Origin of the sequence: Penaeicola halotolerans, from assembly GCF_016464625.1 — a bacterium.
Taxonomy (GTDB): Bacteria; Bacteroidota; Bacteroidia; order Cytophagales; family Cyclobacteriaceae; genus Penaeicola; species Penaeicola halotolerans.
This window is the reverse complement of the sequence record NZ_JAEAGO010000002.1, coordinates 341,013-359,977: the sequence shown is the minus strand read 5'-3', so window position 1 is coordinate 359,977 and position 18,965 is coordinate 341,013. Positions and strand designations below refer to the sequence as shown.

Sequence of the window (18,965 nt, the reverse complement as noted above, 5' to 3'; positions counted from 1 at the left end):
ATAATTTTTGTGTAAAGCATCAGACGAAATGATTTGAAAGACAGATCTCGTATCAACTAATCCGACTCCAATTGACTGTGTGCTTCTTGATGCTTCTTACCTGACGAAGTATCGCTTGATTTTCTGGTTTGGCAAGTTGTGGGTCTGCCTCCAAAACTGCTGTAGCGGCATCTCTTGCAAGCGATAATATAGGTCCATCCTTACTGATATCAGCGATGAGTAGATCTGCAATCCCACTCTGCTGAGTCCCCATCAGATCTCCAGGCCCTCTGAGGTGAAGGTCTACATCGGCTATCTCAAAACCATTATTTGTCCTGACCATGGTACCGATTCTCGTTTTACCATCTTTGGACAGTTCATACTTAGTCATCAGGATACAATAGGACTGCTCTGCGCCACGACCCACGCGACCTCTCAACTGATGAAGCTGTGCCAAGCCAAATCGCTCTGCATTTTCTATGATCATCACAGATGCATTAGGTACATTGACCCCGACTTCTATCACTGTAGTAGCGACCATGATTTTAGTCTCGCCTTTGATGAAGCGCTGCATCTCAAAGTCTTTCGCCTCTGACTTCATATCCCCATGCACAATGCTGACAGGATACTGGGGAAAATGTCTCGTGATGCTCTCATAACCATCGTGCACATGCTTGAGATCTAGCGTGGCGGACTCTTCTATGAGTGGATAGACGATGTATACTTGTCTGCCTTTTTCTATCTCTTCTTTGATAAAACCAAAGACACGCAATCTGTCCTTTTCATACCGATGTACTGTCTGAATCGGCTTTCTGCCAGCGGGCAACTCATCTATGACCGATAGGTCTAAGTCTCCATAGAGTGTCATGGCTAAAGTTCTTGGTATCGGAGTAGCCGTCATGACCAAGACATGTGGATAGTAGTTTTCATTTTTGGTCCAAAGCTTAGCACGTTGAGCTACACCAAAACGATGCTGCTCATCTACTACCGCCAAGCCGAGGTTTTTAAACTGTACCTTATCTTCTAGCAAGGCATGCGTACCAATCAAAATATGGAGTGCCCCAGACTCCAAGCCAGCGTGGATCTCTCTTCGTGCCTTTGTCCTGACAGAGCCTGTGAGCAGGGCTATCTTCAAGCCGAGCATATCTGCATATTCCTTCAAGCCAATATAATGTTGCTGAGCAAGTATCTCCGTAGGCGCCATCAAGCATGTTTGTGCTCCAGAACTCACCGACAGCAACATGCAGATAAACGCCACCATGGTTTTACCGCTTCCTACGTCTCCTTGTACCAGTCTATTCATCTGCTTGCCAGAGCGCATGTCTGCATAAGCTTCTTTGATCACACGCTTTTGTGCGCCAGTCAACTCAAATGGCAAGTGATCTTTATAAAAAGTATTGAGCAGCTGGGTGTCAGCAAGTACTTGCCCTTTGTATTTTTCGGTTCGTGTGAGCTTAAGCTTGAGTAACCTCAGTTGGACATAAAAAAACTCTTCAAACTTCAGTCTAAAGCGCGCCCTGTTGAGTAGTTCCTCTCCTTGGGGAAAATGAATCTGCCGAATGCTCTCTGCCTTGGACATGAGCTTGTATTGGGCGAGAATATCAGGACTGAGTGTCTCCTGTAGCTGAGGCAAAGCCGCTCGCACCAGTTCGGCCATCATCTTACTGATCGCCTTGCTGTCTATGTATTTGGCTTTGAGTTTCTCTGTGGTATTATATACTGGCTGATGAAAGCTTCGCTGCTCGGCAGCAGGTACGTATACTTCCAACTCAGGGTGAGCTATGTTGATCTTTCTATTAAACTCCGTGGGTTTACCAAAAACGACATACTGTGTCTTTAAACTAATTTTTTTAAGCACCCATTGGATCCCTTTGAACCAAACAAGCTCTATCTGACCTGTTTCATCTTGGAAGTGTGCAACAAGTCGCTTTTTCCTGCCTTCTCCGATCGTTTCTACTTGTCTGATAGTCCCTTTGATCTGTACACCAGAGAGCTCTCCATGGAGTTCATTGATCTTGTAAAATTTCGTGCGGTCTTCATATCTAAAAGGATAGTATTGAAGCAGATCAGCATAGGTGAAGATATTCAGCTCTTTGTTGAGCAACTGTGCCTTTTGGGGACCAACCCCCTTGATGTACTCGATGCTGGTATCAAAAAAACTCGCCACTAAATATCCTTTTGAATAGAAATACTAATCTAAGAAAGATTTGATAGGAAGGAAGAGGGGATGCTTAGAAATTGCTCTGGAAAACTACTCTTTCCACTTGAGCGTGTTCATCAGATGTGCCATATCGACTTTGATGTATTCGATCACTGGCGCGAGCGAATCGTTTTTCATAGCGGTATTAAAATACAAAGCCCCTCTGATGAAGTTCTCTGTAGAGTCTGTCAGATAAAACTGAAACTGAGTGGGCACTTGTCCTTCGAGCTCTGATACTACCCCTGTGTATCCCTGAGGGGTCATCAGAGCACGTTCTTCTATGGCATAAGCTCGGACTTGATGCTTGGAGGTAAGCTTGTACGAATCTTCCATGTAGTCTTTGAGACTTTGCTTATCCTTGATCTTTTTATAGGTCAGATTAATCTCCGCATCAAAAAGCTCATAGCGGATATTCCCCCAGCCAGGCTCACTATATCGGCTAGTGTCTGGGACGAAAGTAGCTAGCTGAGACTTTTCTAAAGTATAAGGAAAACTCCCCAAAAGCGGCTCAAAACGATGGTCAGGAAGATCGATCCTATTATATCCTTTTGGCTTAGGCAGGTAGTCCTCCTCGCAAGACACACTCAAAATCAGTAACACAACGGCTACTAAATATCGCTTCACACTTCTCATCTTCAGTCTTCGTAATGCCCTAAATTCTTCTCACTTTCTGATTTGATGGTCACTTTGACCTTTTTGATCTTACGAGTATCTACTGCCAAGATGGTGAATTCAAACTCTTCATACTTGATCTTAGTACCCGACTTGGGAAGTTTAGTGTTGAGCTCCAGTAGCAGACCACCAAGCGACTCACTTTCCCCTTTGACCTCATCAAAGATATTGGAAGATACATCGATCTTTCTACAGAAGTCATTGAGAGAGACCTTGCCTTCAAAAATAAACGTGGACTCATCCAACTTCGTGTAGTTGACATCATCCTCGTCATCAAACTCATCATTGATCTCACCGATGATCTCCTCTATGAGGTCCTCTAGGGTAATCAAGCCAGAAGTTCCTCCATATTCATCCACTACAATGGCCATATGTACGCGCTTCTCTTGGAAGTCCTTGAGTAACCCATCTACTTTCTTGTTTTCTGGCACAAAAAAACCAGGCCTGATCAGATCCTGCCATACAAAACCCTCATTCTCTTCTATAAAGGGAAGTAAGTCTTTGATATAGAGAATGCCCTCTATCTTATCGATAGTCTCTCTGTAAACGGGTATTCTAGAGTAACCAGATTTATTGACCTTATCCATCAGTTCGTGGAAGTCTGTCTCAAAATCCACCGCCATGATATCTACCCTAGAGCGCATGACTTGGCGGACATTCAGGGTACTGAAATTCACAATTCCTTTTAAGATGTCTTTTTCCTCTTCGGTGGTATCTTCATCTGAGGTCATCTCAAGGGCATGATGAAGTTCATTTACAGAAATGGTATAGCCTTTTCGGTCTATTCTTTTTTCGATGACATTGGAGATATTCATCAGTACCCAAGCTAGGGGATAGACCATCTTGTCAGCCACCTTAAGCATACCTGCTGTGACAGCTGCAAAGGCATATCCATTACGTGCGGCATAGACCTTAGGGACAATCTCCCCAAAAAACACAATAGCAAATGTGATCACAACAGTCAACACTAAAACAATTGCTCCTTCAGGAGTTTGAGTGCCAAAAAACTCCCATGTCATGAAGGTAGATAGGGTGACAATCGCTACGTTGACAAGGTTGTTCCAGATCAATATCGTAGCAAGTAAACGTTTAGGTCTATCTAGTAAAGAAAGGATTTTGGTGCCAGCACTAGTGCCTTCTTCTTTGATCTTTTCGAGATCATCTTGCTTAAAAGAAAAAAATGCAACCTCAGAGCCTGAGATCAGTGCTGATAAAGTCAACAGCACGAGGAGTATGAGACTATTTACAAAGAAAAATGTGACTGAGCTTGTGCTTGCAACCTCAGTCACCAACATACTCGGATATGGGTCGTCCATTCTTGTTATTATTATTTTTCGTAAAGGTACTAAATAATCAACTTAAAATGGAAGATCATCGATATCACTCTCCGCAGAGTAATCTACCTGAGGAGCCGCAGCCACAGAACTACTACTATCAGAGTCTGAACTGCCACCACTATCTCTAGAGCCTAGTAGTGTCATTTCTCTACCCACTACTTCTGTGATATACTTCTTATTACCATCCTTATCATCATATGATCTGCTCGTCAGCTTGCCTTCGATATAGACTTGGCCTCCCTTTTTAAGATACTTCTCTGCGATCTCAGCCAAAGGGCTCCAAAGTACCACATTGTGCCACTCGGTATTGGTGACTCGCTCTCCACTTTTATTTTTATAAGTCTCACTTGTAGCGATAGAAAAACTAGCCACTGCACGCCCATTATCTAAATGTCTTACCTCAGGGTCTTTACCGAGATTTCCTACTAAAATTACTTTGTTTACACCTGCCATATCTTTTAGATTTTAGGTTAAAAATTAAATTTCGTCTTACAATCTAAACACTATATCATTATTTTCAAAAATTTTTCAATTAGAATCGGCTTAGGAAGCTCCTCTAGTTTTGCTTCATTTACCCACTCATTATGAGCTATTTGCGGGTTTTGATTGATTTTTGAAATGTCACTTTGTGTCAGACTAATCGAAACAAAGCTCGCATATATTCTCTGATGTGTCAATATATGTTTGAAAGTCTTTCCTGCGACATCCTCCACTGTGGTTACTCTATCTAAACCAAAAGTAGTCTTGAGTGCTGCCTTCAACTGCTCTGTGTCTAATGGCGACTCACTTTCTATCAAGGGAAAGTCATACAATCCCTGCCAGATATCACCTGCTTGCCTTTGCTTGACGAGTAGCCGTTCCTTTTCATCTTTCATGATCAAATAGTAAAAATGCCTCGTTCTTACCTTCACTTTTTTGGATTTCACGGGTAAGGCACGCTGTAGCCCACCCCTATAGGCGACACAAGCTTGCTGAAAAGGGCAAGTCATACAGAGCGGATTGTGAGGAGTGCAGTGAAGGGCTCCAAACTCCATGATCGCTTGATTGAAGGCATCTGGATGCTCTTGACTGATGAGTTCAGCAGCCTTTGATTCAAATATTTGCTTAGTCTTAGCGTCTGCGATATCTGCCTCAATACCAAATATCCTAGCCAATACCCTATATACATTGCCATCTACAACTGGTACGACTTCCTTAAAAGCAAAAGAAGCAATGGCTGCTGCTGTATAAGATCCGATGCCTTTCAGCTGCAAAAGTTGCTCATAGGTCTCAGGAAACTTCCCTCCATATAAATCGACCACTTGCTGGGCACAAGCATGGAGATTTCTCGCACGACTGTAGTAGCCTAGTCCTTGCCAAGTACGCATCACCTCATCTGCAGGAGCTGCCGCTAAGTCTTCGACTTTTGGATATTTGCTGACAAAGGCCTCATAATAGGGAAGCCCCTGCGCTACACGCGTCTGCTGTAAAATGACCTCAGAAAGCCATATCCGATAAGGATCCGATGATTCTCGCCAGGGAAGCGCCCTTTTATTTGTCTCATACCAGTCGATGAGGAGTTTGGCAAAATGCTTGTTATTCAAGAAGAAAGAAATTTTTTGAATGAGATATGCGTTAGAGATTTAATGGAAATTTGAGCGCTTTTGTTTTTTAATTAGAAAGCATCCTCTAAATTTGCAGTCCCAAAAATACTTGGTTAGTAGAATATTAAGGTTGAAATAACTAAAATTTAAGCAAAGTGACAAAAGCAGAGGTAATCACGCAAATCGCGGAGAAGACAGGTGTAGCGAAAGAAGATGTAGCTACTACAGTTGAGGCATTCTTTAGTGTAGTAAAGAACTCAATGGCAGAAGGAGAAAATATCTACGTAAGAGGTTTTGGTAGTTTCATCAACAAGAAGAGAGCTAAAAAAATCGCTAGAAACATCTCTAAAAACACGGCTATTGTAATCGATGAGCACTTTGTGCCTTCTTTTAAACCATCTAAGGTTTTCATAGAGAAGATCAAAAACAGTAAGAAAGTAAACAAAATGACAGCCGTACAAGCCTAAGCTTGTAAGTTAGTCCCCAGCCCATGTCTAAACAAAGCATCATTTTAGTAGGAGCCGCCTTAGTTTTGGTCGTGATCTTATTTTCACTTCCTAAGTCTGTCGTGGACAACTCTGACACTACTTCACTAGCAGATGAGCAAAGTGTAGACATGGGTTCATCACCAGACAGTCTGCATCAAGTTCAAATCACCGAAGCAGACCAAGACATCCTCAATAGGCTAATCGGTCAATTAGCCAACTATAAGGAAGATCCGAAAAAAACCACTATCTTTGCAGACTCGATAGCGACTGTTTATCAGCGCATTGGCAAGCTAGATAGCACTGCCTACTATGCAGGGATCGCAGCAGATGCTGCTAATGAACTGACTATGTGGGAAAAAGCTGGAAACGCTTATTATGAGGCATTCGGCTTTGCTATGAATGAGACCAAGCTAAACGAGCTCGGTGACAAAACGAGGTTTTACCTCAACAAGGTATTAGATGCCAAGCCAGACAGACTTGATCTAAAGACCAAAGTAGCCATGACATATATGGTATCTTCTAACCCTATGCAGGGTGTAGGGATGCTCAGAGAGGTACTGGCAGCTGATCCTAAAAACGAACAGGCATTGTTCAATATGGGGTTACTTGCTATCCAATCTACTCAGTATGACAGAGCTGTGGAGCGATTTGAAGAGTTTGTAGGCTACTATCCTGACCATGTGCAGGGTAACTACTACCTAGGAGTCAGCTACTTTGAGGCCAAGCAAAAGAAAAAGGCCAAAGAGCAGTTTGAAAAAGTAAAGAAAATGGACGCTGATCCGGTACTACAATCATCGGTCGACAGCTATTTGAAATCATTATAAAAAAATATTCACAACTTAAACAACAAGACTATGCCTTGCGGTAAAAAAAGAAAAAGACATAAGATTGCTACGCACAAGCGTAAAAAGAGACTAAGAAAGAACAGACATAAGAAGAAGTAATATACTTCTTCTTATTCCTTTTATAGGAAGTCTTATTTTCCACATTTAAATGACAGAAGCTTTGAGTACGGAATTAGTAATCAATTCTGCTCAAAATGAAAGTCGCATAGCCCTCTTAAAGGAAAGAAGCCTCTCAGAATACCACACAGATGGGGGAGGTACAGAGTTTAAAGTGGGGGATATTTATGTAGGTACTGTCAAAAAAGTAGTACCTGGCCTGAACGCAGCCTTCATCGACATCGGATATGAAAAAGACGCCTTTCTCCATTATTTGGATCTAGGGCCCGCTGTTCAATCCATGATGAAGTTCTCTAAGATGGTTCAGAGCAGTAAATATAACAACCACAAACTGAATGGATTCAAGCTAGAACCTGAGATCAACAAGCTGGGAAAAATATCCCAAGTGCTCTCTAAAAATCAGCAAATCCTCGTTCAGGTGGTAAAAGAACCCATTTCCACCAAGGGGCCTAGGCTCTCATGCGAGCTGTCTATTGCCGGAAGATATTTAGTTCTGGTTCCTTTTTCTCACTCTGTGAGCGTCTCTAAAAAGATCGCCAACTCGGAAGAAAGAAAAAGACTGGTAAGACTTATCACCTCCATCAAACCTGAAAACTTCGGGGTCATCATCAGGACCGTAGCCGAGGGACAAGATGTCGCAGAACTCGACAGAGACCTGCGCAACTTGCTCGAAAACTGGGAAAGAGGAGTGAAAAGATTAGCCTCAGCCAAACCTAAAGAAAAGGTAATAGGCGAAATGAGCAAGGCATCCTCTCTGATCAGAGACCTGCTCAATGAATCATTTGATTCGATCACGGTAGACGATGAACTGATGTATGAAGAGATCAAATCTTACATCAAAAAAATCGCTCCAGACAAAGAAAAAATCGTAAAGCTTTACACTGGTAAAGCAAAGATCTTTGAAAGTTTTGGTATAGAAAAACAGATCAAGAGTCTCTTTGGTCAGTCAGTCAGCCTCCCACATGGTGGCTACCTGATCATCGAACACACAGAAGCCCTACACGTCATAGATGTGAACAGTGGCAACAAGTCCAACTCTGAATCTGACCAAGAAACTACTGCCCTGAAAGTCAACATAGAAGCTGTACAAGAGGTCGCTCGACAGCTCCGACTCAGGGATATGGGTGGTATCATCGTGATAGATCTCATAGACATGAAAAAAGCCGAACACAAAAAGGCAGTCTATGACGCGATGAAAGAAGCGATGAAGCATGATAGGTCTAAGCACACAGTGCTACCGCTATCTAAGTTTGGTCTGATGCAAATCACCAGACAGCGCGTAAGACCTGAGATGAACATCGCCACCAAAGAAATCTGCCCTACGTGCAACGGCACAGGCAAAATCACTGCTTCGATACTAGTATCGGATCAGATCACGAAAAATTTGGAATACGTAATGGAAAAGCAGAATGATAAAAACATCACAATTGCTTTACACCCTTACCTCTATGCCTATTTCACATCGGGATTTCCATCCATCAGGATGAAATGGTTTTTTAAGTACTTCAAGTGGGTCAATATCGAAAAAGATACCTCACTCCCGATCACAGAATATCGCTTTAGCAATCAGCTAAACGAAGAAATAGAGTTAAACAACTAATGAAAAAGCCTCCAGATGGAGGCTTTTTTTATGTGTCAGAATTTTCTTCCTTGGCAGCCCTTTTGTTTCTTCTAACCAATTTACTTGGGCGCTTGATTTGATCATCCTCATCTACATCCTCTCCCATCAGGTAAGCATAGGGCTTCGTAGTAGGATGCAAGTCTAGCAGTAGCTTAACAATAGCTGCTGTAGGGATGAAGACGATCATCCCGATCACTCCCCAGATAGCCCCACCGATCAGCAAAGCCAAGAGTGCAAAAAGTGGATTAAGGCTGACATTGGACCCCACGATCTTAGGCGTGAGTACATTGCCCTCCACTGTCTGGATCACATTGTAGGCGATCAGTACACCTAGCGGATAGAGCAGACTATCCTTGGTCAGTAGCGCAAATAGTATCGGGAAAATAGCCCCTATAAATGGCCCTACATAAGGAATGATATTAAGTATCGCAGCGAACATTGCAAAGAAAACGGCATGCTTTAAGCCTAGGATAAAAAAGGCAATCGTATACAATACTGCCAATATCCCCATCACCTTAAACATCCCTATGATATAGCTTTGGATGACTTTACGTGTGCTTAGTAAGACATTCTTGACATGCGACTGATCCTCATGGTAGAAAACTTTGATCACAAAATGCTCTAAATGATCCCTGTAGATCAAGAATAAAAAGATAAATACAGGCAATAAAATGATGATCGTCAGACTACCAGCCGTATTGAGCACGGCATCTGCCAAACTCTCACTATTATTCTTAAGCAAATTGAGTAACTGCTCCTTGGGCATGTCCAGCGTCACCCCCAGCTCTATCCCAAAAGTACTGTTAGACCAATCATTGATACTTGATAGGAGCTTAGTGAGTCTGCCCTCGATATCATCAAAGTCTTTGGAAAAACTTTTGATCTGAACGAAGAAGAAGTAAAACACGCCTAACAAGGCGATGATCGAAACAGCCAAAGCGGTAAAAGCACTTAGGGCGGGAGGAAATTTCCAGCTTTCTAGACGATTACAGATAGGCACTAAGAGCATGGCGATATAGCCTCCCAATAGGAGAGGGATCAACACACTTTTGCCGATGACCATCACATAGCCTAGCAATAGGATAGTCGCTAACACAAAAAATACACTGATGTACGAAGGAATTTTTTTACTTTCCATAAAAAGGGGTTTTTGACAAGGTATAAAAATATCAGCGAGAAGGCTAATACAAGCTGTCGTGCAAGAATGGCACCAAAGCTAAAATAGCCGCATGTGTATAGTAGGCCTTCCTGTCGATCATTCCCTGTGTGAGGATTCCCACAGCCCCACTCCCCTGCTTGGAGTTTTCCCTATTGAAAACACGGTCATCTGCCTCTCCCAGCTCTACCCCTTGATCGATCAAATCCGTGATCGCTTGTGGTAGGACAAAAGTCCCTGTCCGAGCCTTGCCCACTTGCCGCCCATCGCTGACCACTATCCAAGCAAAGGCATGCATCTCTGACCCTTGTCGATCAATACCGCCCTCTATGCCCACCCAGTAGTCTGCTTCAGGAAATAGCTTCTGTGCATTTTGCATGCGAGTCATCGCGCCCTGTAGGGTCTCTGCATCTGTCATCGGCTGCTCCGATACGCCTGAGGGCACGTCTAGGCCCTGTGCGAGCCAGCGCTCCTGAGGCATCGCCTGGGTAAATGCCTGCTCAGCAGCCTCTATCTTCACAGGATTTTTACTCCCTACGATGATCAGTTGGCTATTCGCTTGTCTTTGGATATTTTGTCTTTGGGGAAAATTCATCTTGAGCTCATTAAAAAAGGCTTCGATCATCGAAGCCCTTGTGTGTATTTATGCCATGTTGTGAAAGACCTGATTGACATCATCGTCTTCTTCCATGCGTTCGATCATTTTGTTGATCTCTTCTTCTTGCTCTTCGGTCACCTCCACGGTAGAGACCGGGAAGCGCTGTAGTTCGGCATTGGTCACTTCTATGCCTTTTTCTTCTAGGGCCTTTTGCATGTTGCCAAAATCCTCAAACTCCGTGTAAACGAAGATCTCCCCTTCGTTTTCATCGATGTCTACCAAGCCATAGTCGATGAGCTCAAGCTCGAGTTCTTCCATGTCTTGACCCTCTGCTGGGAAGCGGAAAACGGCCTTTCTTTCAAACAAGAAATTGAGTGAGCCTGAAGTACCGAGTGAACCGCCTGCCTTGGAGAAGTAGTGACGGATATTGGCTACGGTACGTGTGGTATTGTCTGTAGATGTCTCTACCACCACTGCGATGCCGTGAGGTGCATAGCCCTCATATACTACTTCTTCATAATCCTTTTCTTCCTTATTGGATGCGCGCTTGATGGCTGCTTCTATCCTGTCCTTGGGCATGCTGGCACCTTTGGCGTTTTGCATGACCGTGCGGAGCTTGGCATTGGTGGCAGGATCAGGACCCCCTGCTTTGACCGCCATGACTATCTCTTTGCCGAGACGGGTGAAGATCTTGGACATCTTACTCCATCTCTTAAACTTACGCTCTTTTCTAAATTCAAATGCTCTTCCCATGGATATGTGCTACATTTTGGTGTGTAAAAATAATGAAATCTTCGTGAAACGGCTAAACACCTCCCCCAAAATCCTAAGAGAATCGTGGGGAGCGGATTAGTCCGCTAAATCTTACCCTTTACCCCCTAAAAGACATAGGACCGACTAACCTTATACTAGAAGATGACTAAAGGATAACTAGGGGATAAGTAGAGGATGACTAGGGGATAACCCTAGGGAGAGAGGAGGGGGAAACGCTGTTGATTTGGTAAATATTTCATTTAAAAATACTAATTGAACATTCTCTTTCCTCCACCACCTTTATCCGCAACAAGGCTATCCGAAAAGATCGTTTTGAACGCTCTTGGATGAGTACATGGGGATTTGGATTAGTGAAGTAGGAGGCGACCACTTTAAATATGGCAGAGACTGTTATGATTTCGAAGCGAATTGGTGCTTTAAATCAAGCCCTTCTCCTCTAGTTCTTTTTTTAACTCATAGTAGTAGGCTACCTTCCTTTGATTTTCCTTCTCTTCTGTCTCCCGCTGTCTTTTCTCGATCGGCTCATGATAATCATCGATATCAAGATCATCTACAAATTCGATGGACATCTCAGATTGGTCTTCTGCTAGGGACTTGATCCAACTGTATCGCATATTATTCTTTGGATCAACCGCGCGGCCATCTATGCGAAAGTGATTTTCATGATGCCCAATGCTTATGATCAAGTTGACGACCGTGTCATCAGACAGTTGTCCAAAGACCGTTTCTTTCTCTTGATGGCTAATCTTTAATCCTTTCATTTAGTATTTGATGGATAAAATGGGAGTATTTGATGGCTGAATTCAGCTTTAATCAGTGCTTTAAAGCAAGCCCTTTTGCTTTAGTTCTTTTTCTAATTGATAGAAGTAAGCAACCTTCTTTTGATTGACGGTATCTTCTGTATCCTCCTGTCTTTTCGCAATCGGCTCAGTATAATCATTGACATCAAGATCATGTAAAAACTTTATAGACATCTTAGACCCCTCATCTGCTAGGGATTCGATCCAATCATAATGTGTATTAGCTTTAGGATCGAATACTCCACCCTCTATGCGATATTGGTCTTCGCCTCGCCTAATGCCTATGATCAAGGTGACAACTGTGTCATCAGACAGTTGACCATAGACGGTCTCTTCTCCTTGATAGCTAATCTTTAATCCTTTCATAATAGTATGTGGTCCAAGATATTTCTTTGAGGGAATTTAGGTCATTTGAAGGGTTTAAAATAGGAAGATCAAAATTTTTAAGGAAATTTTAATACCATATTCGACCGCCTTCCTCCCTGTAGCAGAAGGCAGGCAGGGTCGGTGGTGATGGTGTGTATTTTTTTTTCACGGGGTTGACACCCCGTGCTATAAATGATCCACTTCAAGGTTTTGAGGTACCCATTGAAAGTATCGTGCCCTTTTTGTCATTCTGACGATAGGAAGAATCTCATAGCAGAAATGCTACTATACTTATCCTATTAGTTGGTCGTAGAATATACTGAATAAAATTAATTTTTCTGTTTCGCGCCTACAGCGCTTATTAGGAAATATTCCTCTTAAAACACAGGGCTACACCCTGCGCTATTTATATTTCAGCCCTTTGGGCCTTAAAAACAAAAAAAGCCCCTAAAAAGGGGCTCTTCGTACCAGGAGCGGGAATCGAATCTACCTGGCAGTAGACAGGCCCGCACGACCTAATGGCCACAAGATTAAAGCAAAGAATATAAAAGCCTTTTGCCTGAAGTTGTTTTCAAATACTTCTCGTGTTCTCTAGCATCATTTCTATTAGGAAAAGCCTTAGTATAAATCAATTTAAAAGGTAAGTATGGTCTAGTTGTTTTTTCATATCCAGAGTTATGCCTTCTGACTCTATCCTCAAGGTTAGCTGTTAAACCTACATAAATGTATTTTCTCGTAGAACTAGATATAGCATATACAATAAACATACTCCAATATAACGAAAAAAGCCCCTAAAAAGGGGCTCTTCGTACCAGGAGCGGGAATCGAACCCGCACGACCTAATGGTCACAAGATTTTAAGTCTTGCGTGTCTACCAGTTCCACCATCCCGGCATCCGCTATCACTAGCGTTTACCTACTCAATTTAGACCTTTTGTCTAAAATAAAGAAGCCCTTTGTCAAAAAGGGCGGTTTGGAGCGAGAGACGGGATTCGAACCCGCGACCCCGACCTTGGCAAGGTCGTGCTCTACCAACTGAGCTACTCTCGCTTGAGAGTCAATCATTAGCTGATTGTGGATGCAAAGGTAAAGCAGAAAACTAAATTTGCAAACATCAATCCCTAAAAAAATTAATCATATCGCGCTTTTTCCTTTGTAATCCTGAGTCACAGCCTTTTATAAGATGCCCTTTAGCACTGCAAACTTGATGAGGTCTGCCATACTGTGGGCTGAGAGCTTGCGCATGATCTTCTTGCGGTGGGTCTGCACGGTATTGATGCTGAGGTAGAGCTTGTCCGCGATCTCTCCAGAGGTCAGCCCAGAGGCCAAAAGCCCGAGGATCTCCAGTTCTCTTTTGCTCAGCTGTATGTCCTTCTCTGCCATGCTCGAGACACTGACTTTTTCACAAGCCGCATTGACATAGCTGTACTCCCAGCTAAAGACTGGAGGAAAGGGCGCCACATGTAGCTTCATCACAAAGTTGAGATCATAGACGATATTACCCTCTGCATCCACATAGTAAGGCTTCACCTTGGTCGAGTACCAACTGTACTGCTCACCGTCAGGATCTATCCAGCGATAGGTATAGCTAAACTCAAAGGTTTTCTTCGCTGCATCACTTAGCTTGTCAAATACCTCCAAGACGATCTTTTGAAACTTAAAGACCTCCTCTCTATCCTCAGGATGAAATAAGCTTAAGGTCCCTTCTAAGCCTTTCTCTCTAAAATAGCTCACAGGATGTCCTGTCACGGTGGCGACATTGTCTGTGATAAAGGGAATGCTAAAATCTCTGTAGTCAAAGCAGCCGATCACTACAGTAGCCTGCCCACCTAGGTGCTGACAAGACTGCGCCAAATCGCTAAAAATAGCCTCTCGTGTAGGTACTTCTTGAAAGCTTCTCTGCTGCCACTTGTGAAAGATAGGGGCGTAGAGGGCTTTGTCTAGTTCTTGGCTTAAGCTATCTCCCATGACTCATAGACTTTAGAGTAATCCATGATGCACTGCATACTTGATCACATCAGCCAAGTTATTCGCATCGATTTTTTTCATGATGTTTTTTCTATGGGTGTGCACAGTATTGAAGCTCACTTCTAGCTCCTCAGCGATCTCGGCTGAGGTCTTTCCAGAAGCAAGCAGTTGAATCACTTCCTTTTCTCGTGCAGAAAACTTCACTGCAGGCAAGCCATCTACGGTCGTGCCTTGGACAGCGACCTTTTCTCCATCATCTTTTACATAGCTATACTCCCAACTAAATACCGGTGGCATCGGGGAAGTGTGTAGCTTCATCACAAAGTTGAGATCATAGATCAAGTTGCCCTTTTGGTCGATATAGTATGGTTTTACTTTAGTAGAATACCAGCTGTAGCCTTTTTTGTCTCCATCGATCCATCGGACGATGTAGCCAAACTCAAAGCGCTTTTTCTCTGTCATACTCAATGTATAAAAAGTATCCAATACGAGCTTTTGAAATTTAAAGACCTCCTCGCGATCATTGGGATGATAGAGGCTAAGCGCACCTTCCATCCCGTATTTTTTGAAAAAAGTTAGGGGATGACCCGTGATATCTTGGATGTTTTCGGTGACAAATGGCAGGGTAAACTTGATGTAGTTAAAAGACCCTACGATGATCGTGTCTTTGCCACCAAGTACCTCACAAGCCCTCGTAAGTTCTTGGAATATCTGCGACTCATCCGGGATGCCTGTAAAGTCTCTTTTACTCCAATCTTTGAAAAAAGCGGTGTATTGTTCCTTCTTAAGTAATTTGTTGATCTCCTTCATTCAGAAAATTTACACCCAACAACTAGATCAGGCCTTTATCTACTGCAAACTTAATCAAGTCTGCGACATTTTTACCGCCTATTTTTTGCATGATGTTTTTTCTATGCGTCTGTACCGTGTTGAGACTCAGCATCAGATCATCTGCCACTTCTGTAGACGTTTTGCCTTTGATCAAGAGATTGGCTATTTCCAACTCTCTATTGGAAAGCTTGACGTCTGGAAAATCTTTCGCCACACTGGTCACCACTACCTTTTTGCCCGTCTGATCTATGTAAGAAAACTCCCACTGATAATGTGCCGGGCTAGGTGGGGCTGGCATTTTAGACACAAAGTTGAGGTCATAGACGATATTGCCCTTTTCATCGAGTATGTAGGGGCGAACTTTATCCAAAAACCAAATGTACTCTCCTGTCTCCGCATGTCTCCACCTGAGGGTATAGCTATACTCGAAACTTTTCTTTTCTTCCAAAGTCAAGGTATCATAGGTCTCGATCAGCTTTTCTTGAAACTCATAAGACAACTCCCTATCCACAGGATGCATCATATTAAGAGTAGCTTCCATGCCATGCTTATTCAAGTAAGATGCTGGATAGCCAATGAGATCTTTGAGGTTTTCAGTGACAAAAGGGATGGCAAAAGTGCGAAAATCAAAACAACCAATAATCAGGTTCTCATTGTTTTCCAATAGTTTACAAGCTTCCTTCAGTTCTTTGATGATCTCCGCTTCTTCAGGTATATCTGCAAAATCTCTATTCTTCCATTTATTGTAGAAATCCACATAGTTGGTTCCTGCAAGATCTAGATCTACTTTCTCTAAACTCATAATTCTTAAGCCCTAATTCAAACAATGATAAGTAACTAATAGGGTAAAATCTACTAACTACCCATTTTTAAAGCAATTACATTACAAAAAAGATCCCTTTTTATTGGCAGTAGATCACTTTTGTAAAATTATTCTAATTTCTTCTTTATCTCATTCAACTTAAGCAGCGCCTCCACTGGACTCATGGTGTTGATGTCTAGTGTATCCAAAAGCTCCTTCACCGCCTTGAATTTAGGGTCCATCTCAAAGAGATTGAGCTGATAAGTCTGCTTAGGCATATCCTTCATTCTCTCTTGATTCTTTTGAAGGTTTTTGTCCTTTTCTAAATGCTGCATGATCTCAGCTGCTCTCAATACCACAGGGTTGGGCATGCCCGCCATTTGCGCTACGTGGATACCAAAGCTATGCTCACTTCCTCCTGCCTTGAGTTTTCTCATAAAGATGACCTTGTTACCCACTTCTTTGACAGCCACATTGAAGTTTTTGATCTTAGGAAAATCACTCGCCAACTGATTGAGCTCATGATAGTGGGTAGCAAAGAGTGTTTTGGCTTTGTACTTGGGATGATTGTGCAGATACTCCACGATCGACCAAGCGATGGATATTCCATCATAGGTAGAGGTCCCTCTTCCGATCTCATCCATGAGGATCAGTGACCTGTCAGAGAGGTTGTTAAGGATACTAGCCGTCTCTGTCATCTCTACCATAAACGTAGATTCGCCCTTGGACAGATTATCCGATGCGCCTACTCTGGTGAAAACTTTGTCTATGATACCGATCCTTGCATAGGAAGCTGGCACAAAGCTACCCACTTGAGCCATCAAAACGATCAGGGCTGTTTGTCTCAGCAAGGCAGATTTACCCGCCATGTTTGGTCCTGTGATGACCATGATCTGCTGACTATCCCCATCTAAGTAGATATCATTGGGTACGTATTCTTCTCCTACGGGTAGCTGTCGCTCGATCACAGGATGTCTGCCATCCTTGATCTCTAGAGCATCTGTATCAGAGATGTGAGGCTTCACATATTTATTTTGCACTGCTACTTCCGCAAAGGACAGCAAGCAGTCTACCATACCGATGAGTCGGGCGTTTAGCTGGATTTGCGTCACGTACTCCGTAGCATCGAGGACGAGTTTATTGAAATAATGCAGCTCTATGCTAGAGATTTTGTCCTCTGCATTAAGGATTTTCTCTTCGTACTCTTTGAGCTCTGGGGTGATGTATCGCTCGGCATTGACGAGGGTTTGCTTTCTGATCCAGTCATTGGGCACTTTGTCTTTGTGTGCATTAGTCACTTCTAAGTAGTAACCGAAGACCTTGTTATACGCAATTTTCAAAGTAGAAATGCCTGTCCGCTGCACCTCTCGCTGCTGGACTTGCACGAGGTAGTCTTTGCCTGAAGTCGAGATAGCTCTCAGCTCATCAAGCTCTTGGTCTACGCCATCTTTGATGATATTGCCTTGGTGCACGAGCATAGGCGCATCTTCTTGGAGCACTCTCTCTATCTCTGAGATCAAAAACTCACAGGTATGCATCTGATCGGCTATCTTTCTCAGAGCAGCATTATCACTTGCCAAAAGCTGTTCCTTAATCGGCAGTGTGTTTTTAAGTGCTCGTTTCAGCTGATTGAGCTCCCGAGGATTAATCCGCGCAACTGCTACTTTGGAGATCAGTCTCTCCAGATCACCAATCGGCTTGAGGTGTGCTAGCACATGTGTCCGTAACTCAGACTGTGCGATCAGTGCCTCTACCATCAGTAAGCGCTCTTGGATAGCAGCTTCTTCTTTGAGCGGAAGCACCATCCATTTTTTGAGCATGCGCGAACCCATTGGAGTTACTGTCTGATCTAGGATGTCTATGAGTGGCACACCACCTTCCTGTTGCGGATAGACAAGCTCTAAGTTTCTAATCGTAAACTTATCTAGCCACACGTATTTTTCTTCTGCTATCCTAGCGATAGATGCTATATGCTTAATCTCTTTGTGCTCCGTTTCTTCTAAGTAAAAAAGGATCGCACCAGCCGCTGTGATGCCTTCGGGCATATTGTCCACACCGAAACCTTTGAGACTATTGGTGCCAAAATGCGCAATCAATCGCTGATGGGCATAATCATAAGCATATACCCAGTCCTCTAGGTGATAGGTATTGTATCGGTCTTTGAATAAATCTTGAAAATAGGCCTTACAAGCTTTGCTGTAGATGATCTCAGATGGTGCAAAGCTCTGTACCAACTTCTCTATATAGCTTGCACTGCCCTGAGCAGTCATAAACTCTCCTGTGGATAAGTCTAGAAAAGCGATGCCCAGCTCATTTTTGCTATAGTGGATAGACGCCAAGTAGTTATTACGCTTTTTGTCCAACACATTATCATTGAAGCTCAGTCCTGGAGTGACGAGTTCGGTGACACCACGCTTGACGATACCTTTGACAGACTTGGGGTCTTCTAACTGATCACAGATGGCCACTCGATTGCCCGCACGTACGAGCTTGGGCAGATAGTTGTCTAGCGAGTGATGAGGAAAACCCGCCAACTCTATGTGTGAGGCAGCTCCATTGGCGCGCTTGGTAAGTACGATATCAAGTACTTTACTCGCCTTGACGGCATCTTCTCCAAAGGTCTCATAAAAATCTCCCACACGAAACAGCAACAAAGCCCCCGGGTGTTTGGCTTTGATTGCATTGTATTGCTTCATGAGGGGTGTTTCTTTGCTATCTACTGCCTTGGTCTTGGCCATTTTGAAGTTCTTTTGAGAAAATTTAGCTTAGTTTTGTAGCTATATGCGTGGATATAGATTCTAAAACTTGAAATTACGCTAAGTCCTAAAG

At 43.2% G+C, this 18,965-nt stretch carries 18 protein-coding genes and 2 tRNA genes; 3 read left to right on the top strand and 17 right to left on the bottom strand.

Features of this window, described 5'->3' with window-relative positions:
• Nucleotides 1-52 precede the first annotated feature (52 nt).
• The 5 genes from recG to mutY all read right to left on the bottom strand — a co-directional run bounded on the left by recG (nucleotide 53) and on the right by mutY (nucleotide 5,771).
• The gene (gene recG / locus I5349_RS05855) at nucleotides 53-2,146 is read right to left on the bottom strand and encodes an ATP-dependent DNA helicase RecG (RefSeq protein ID WP_226389810.1); all 2,094 of its coding nucleotides are present in this window, start codon (nucleotides 2,144-2,146) and stop codon (nucleotides 53-55) included.
• Between the two features lie 84 nt (nucleotides 2,147-2,230).
• On the bottom strand, nucleotides 2,231-2,812 hold the full coding sequence (gene gldD, locus I5349_RS05850; protein WP_226389809.1) for a gliding motility lipoprotein GldD: 582 nt from the start codon (nucleotides 2,810-2,812) through the stop codon (nucleotides 2,231-2,233).
• A 2-nt stretch (nucleotides 2,813-2,814) separates the two neighbouring features.
• A complete protein-coding gene (gene gldE, locus I5349_RS05845; protein ID WP_226389808.1) occupies nucleotides 2,815-4,167 on the bottom strand; it encodes a gliding motility-associated protein GldE in 1,353 nt (450 codons plus the stop codon).
• A 42-nt stretch (nucleotides 4,168-4,209) separates the two neighbouring features.
• Nucleotides 4,210-4,641, bottom strand: a complete 432-nt coding sequence (locus tag I5349_RS05840; RefSeq protein WP_226389807.1) for a single-stranded DNA-binding protein — start codon at nucleotides 4,639-4,641, stop codon at nucleotides 4,210-4,212.
• Nucleotides 4,642-4,691: 50 nt separating this feature from the next.
• Complete coding sequence (gene mutY / locus I5349_RS05835) at nucleotides 4,692-5,771, bottom strand: A/G-specific adenine glycosylase (RefSeq protein WP_226389806.1); 1,080 nt, start codon at nucleotides 5,769-5,771, stop codon at nucleotides 4,692-4,694.
• A gap of 155 nt (nucleotides 5,772-5,926) precedes the next feature.
• Between mutY and I5349_RS05830 the strand changes: the two genes are divergently transcribed.
• From I5349_RS05830 to I5349_RS05820, 3 genes are all read left to right on the top strand, one after another.
• A complete protein-coding gene (locus I5349_RS05830; protein WP_226389805.1) occupies nucleotides 5,927-6,238 on the top strand; it encodes an HU family DNA-binding protein in 312 nt (103 codons plus the stop codon).
• 23 nt (nucleotides 6,239-6,261) lie between these two features.
• Complete coding sequence (locus I5349_RS05825) at nucleotides 6,262-7,083, top strand: tetratricopeptide repeat protein (RefSeq protein WP_226389804.1); 822 nt, start codon at nucleotides 6,262-6,264, stop codon at nucleotides 7,081-7,083.
• A gap of 181 nt (nucleotides 7,084-7,264) precedes the next feature.
• Nucleotides 7,265-8,821, top strand: a complete 1,557-nt coding sequence (locus tag I5349_RS05820) for an Rne/Rng family ribonuclease (RefSeq protein WP_226389803.1) — start codon at nucleotides 7,265-7,267, stop codon at nucleotides 8,819-8,821.
• Between the two features lie 28 nt (nucleotides 8,822-8,849).
• On the opposite strand, the gene I5349_RS05815 is transcribed toward I5349_RS05820, so the two are convergent.
• The 12 genes from I5349_RS05815 to mutS all read right to left on the bottom strand — a co-directional run bounded on the left by I5349_RS05815 (nucleotide 8,850) and on the right by mutS (nucleotide 18,874).
• Nucleotides 8,850-9,980 (bottom strand): AI-2E family transporter, encoded by a 1,131-nt coding sequence (locus tag I5349_RS05815; protein ID WP_226389802.1) that lies wholly within the window; start codon nucleotides 9,978-9,980, stop codon nucleotides 8,850-8,852.
• Between the two features lie 43 nt (nucleotides 9,981-10,023).
• Nucleotides 10,024-10,593: an inosine/xanthosine triphosphatase gene (yjjX, locus tag I5349_RS05810; RefSeq protein WP_226389801.1), complete on the bottom strand. Its 570-nt coding sequence runs from the start codon at nucleotides 10,591-10,593 to the stop codon at nucleotides 10,024-10,026.
• Nucleotides 10,594-10,641: 48 nt separating this feature from the next.
• The gene (locus tag I5349_RS05805; RefSeq protein ID WP_226389800.1) at nucleotides 10,642-11,349 is read right to left on the bottom strand and encodes a YebC/PmpR family DNA-binding transcriptional regulator; all 708 of its coding nucleotides are present in this window, start codon (nucleotides 11,347-11,349) and stop codon (nucleotides 10,642-10,644) included.
• A gap of 437 nt (nucleotides 11,350-11,786) precedes the next feature.
• Entirely contained in the window at nucleotides 11,787-12,131 is a 345-nt protein-coding gene (locus I5349_RS05800) for a hypothetical protein (protein ID WP_226389799.1), read from the bottom strand.
• 60 nt (nucleotides 12,132-12,191) lie between these two features.
• Nucleotides 12,192-12,536, bottom strand: coding sequence for a hypothetical protein (locus I5349_RS05795; RefSeq protein WP_226389798.1), 345 nt, complete (start codon nucleotides 12,534-12,536; stop codon nucleotides 12,192-12,194).
• A gap of 530 nt (nucleotides 12,537-13,066) precedes the next feature.
• On the bottom strand, nucleotides 13,067-13,303 hold the full coding sequence (locus I5349_RS05790) for a GIY-YIG nuclease family protein (RefSeq protein ID WP_226389797.1): 237 nt from the start codon (nucleotides 13,301-13,303) through the stop codon (nucleotides 13,067-13,069).
• 42 nt (nucleotides 13,304-13,345) lie between these two features.
• Nucleotides 13,346-13,429 (bottom strand) — tRNA-Leu (locus I5349_RS05785).
• Between the two features lie 80 nt (nucleotides 13,430-13,509).
• Nucleotides 13,510-13,585, bottom strand: a tRNA-Gly gene (locus I5349_RS05780).
• A gap of 126 nt (nucleotides 13,586-13,711) precedes the next feature.
• Nucleotides 13,712-14,503: a LuxR C-terminal-related transcriptional regulator gene (locus tag I5349_RS05775; RefSeq protein WP_226389796.1), complete on the bottom strand. Its 792-nt coding sequence runs from the start codon at nucleotides 14,501-14,503 to the stop codon at nucleotides 13,712-13,714.
• Between the two features lie 12 nt (nucleotides 14,504-14,515).
• Entirely contained in the window at nucleotides 14,516-15,313 is a 798-nt protein-coding gene (locus I5349_RS05770; RefSeq protein ID WP_226389795.1) for a LuxR C-terminal-related transcriptional regulator, read from the bottom strand.
• 22 nt (nucleotides 15,314-15,335) lie between these two features.
• Nucleotides 15,336-16,136, bottom strand: a complete 801-nt coding sequence (locus I5349_RS05765; RefSeq protein WP_226389794.1) for a LuxR C-terminal-related transcriptional regulator — start codon at nucleotides 16,134-16,136, stop codon at nucleotides 15,336-15,338.
• Between the two features lie 128 nt (nucleotides 16,137-16,264).
• On the bottom strand, nucleotides 16,265-18,874 hold the full coding sequence (mutS, locus tag I5349_RS05760; protein ID WP_226389793.1) for a DNA mismatch repair protein MutS: 2,610 nt from the start codon (nucleotides 18,872-18,874) through the stop codon (nucleotides 16,265-16,267).
• Nucleotides 18,875-18,965 lie beyond the last annotated feature (91 nt).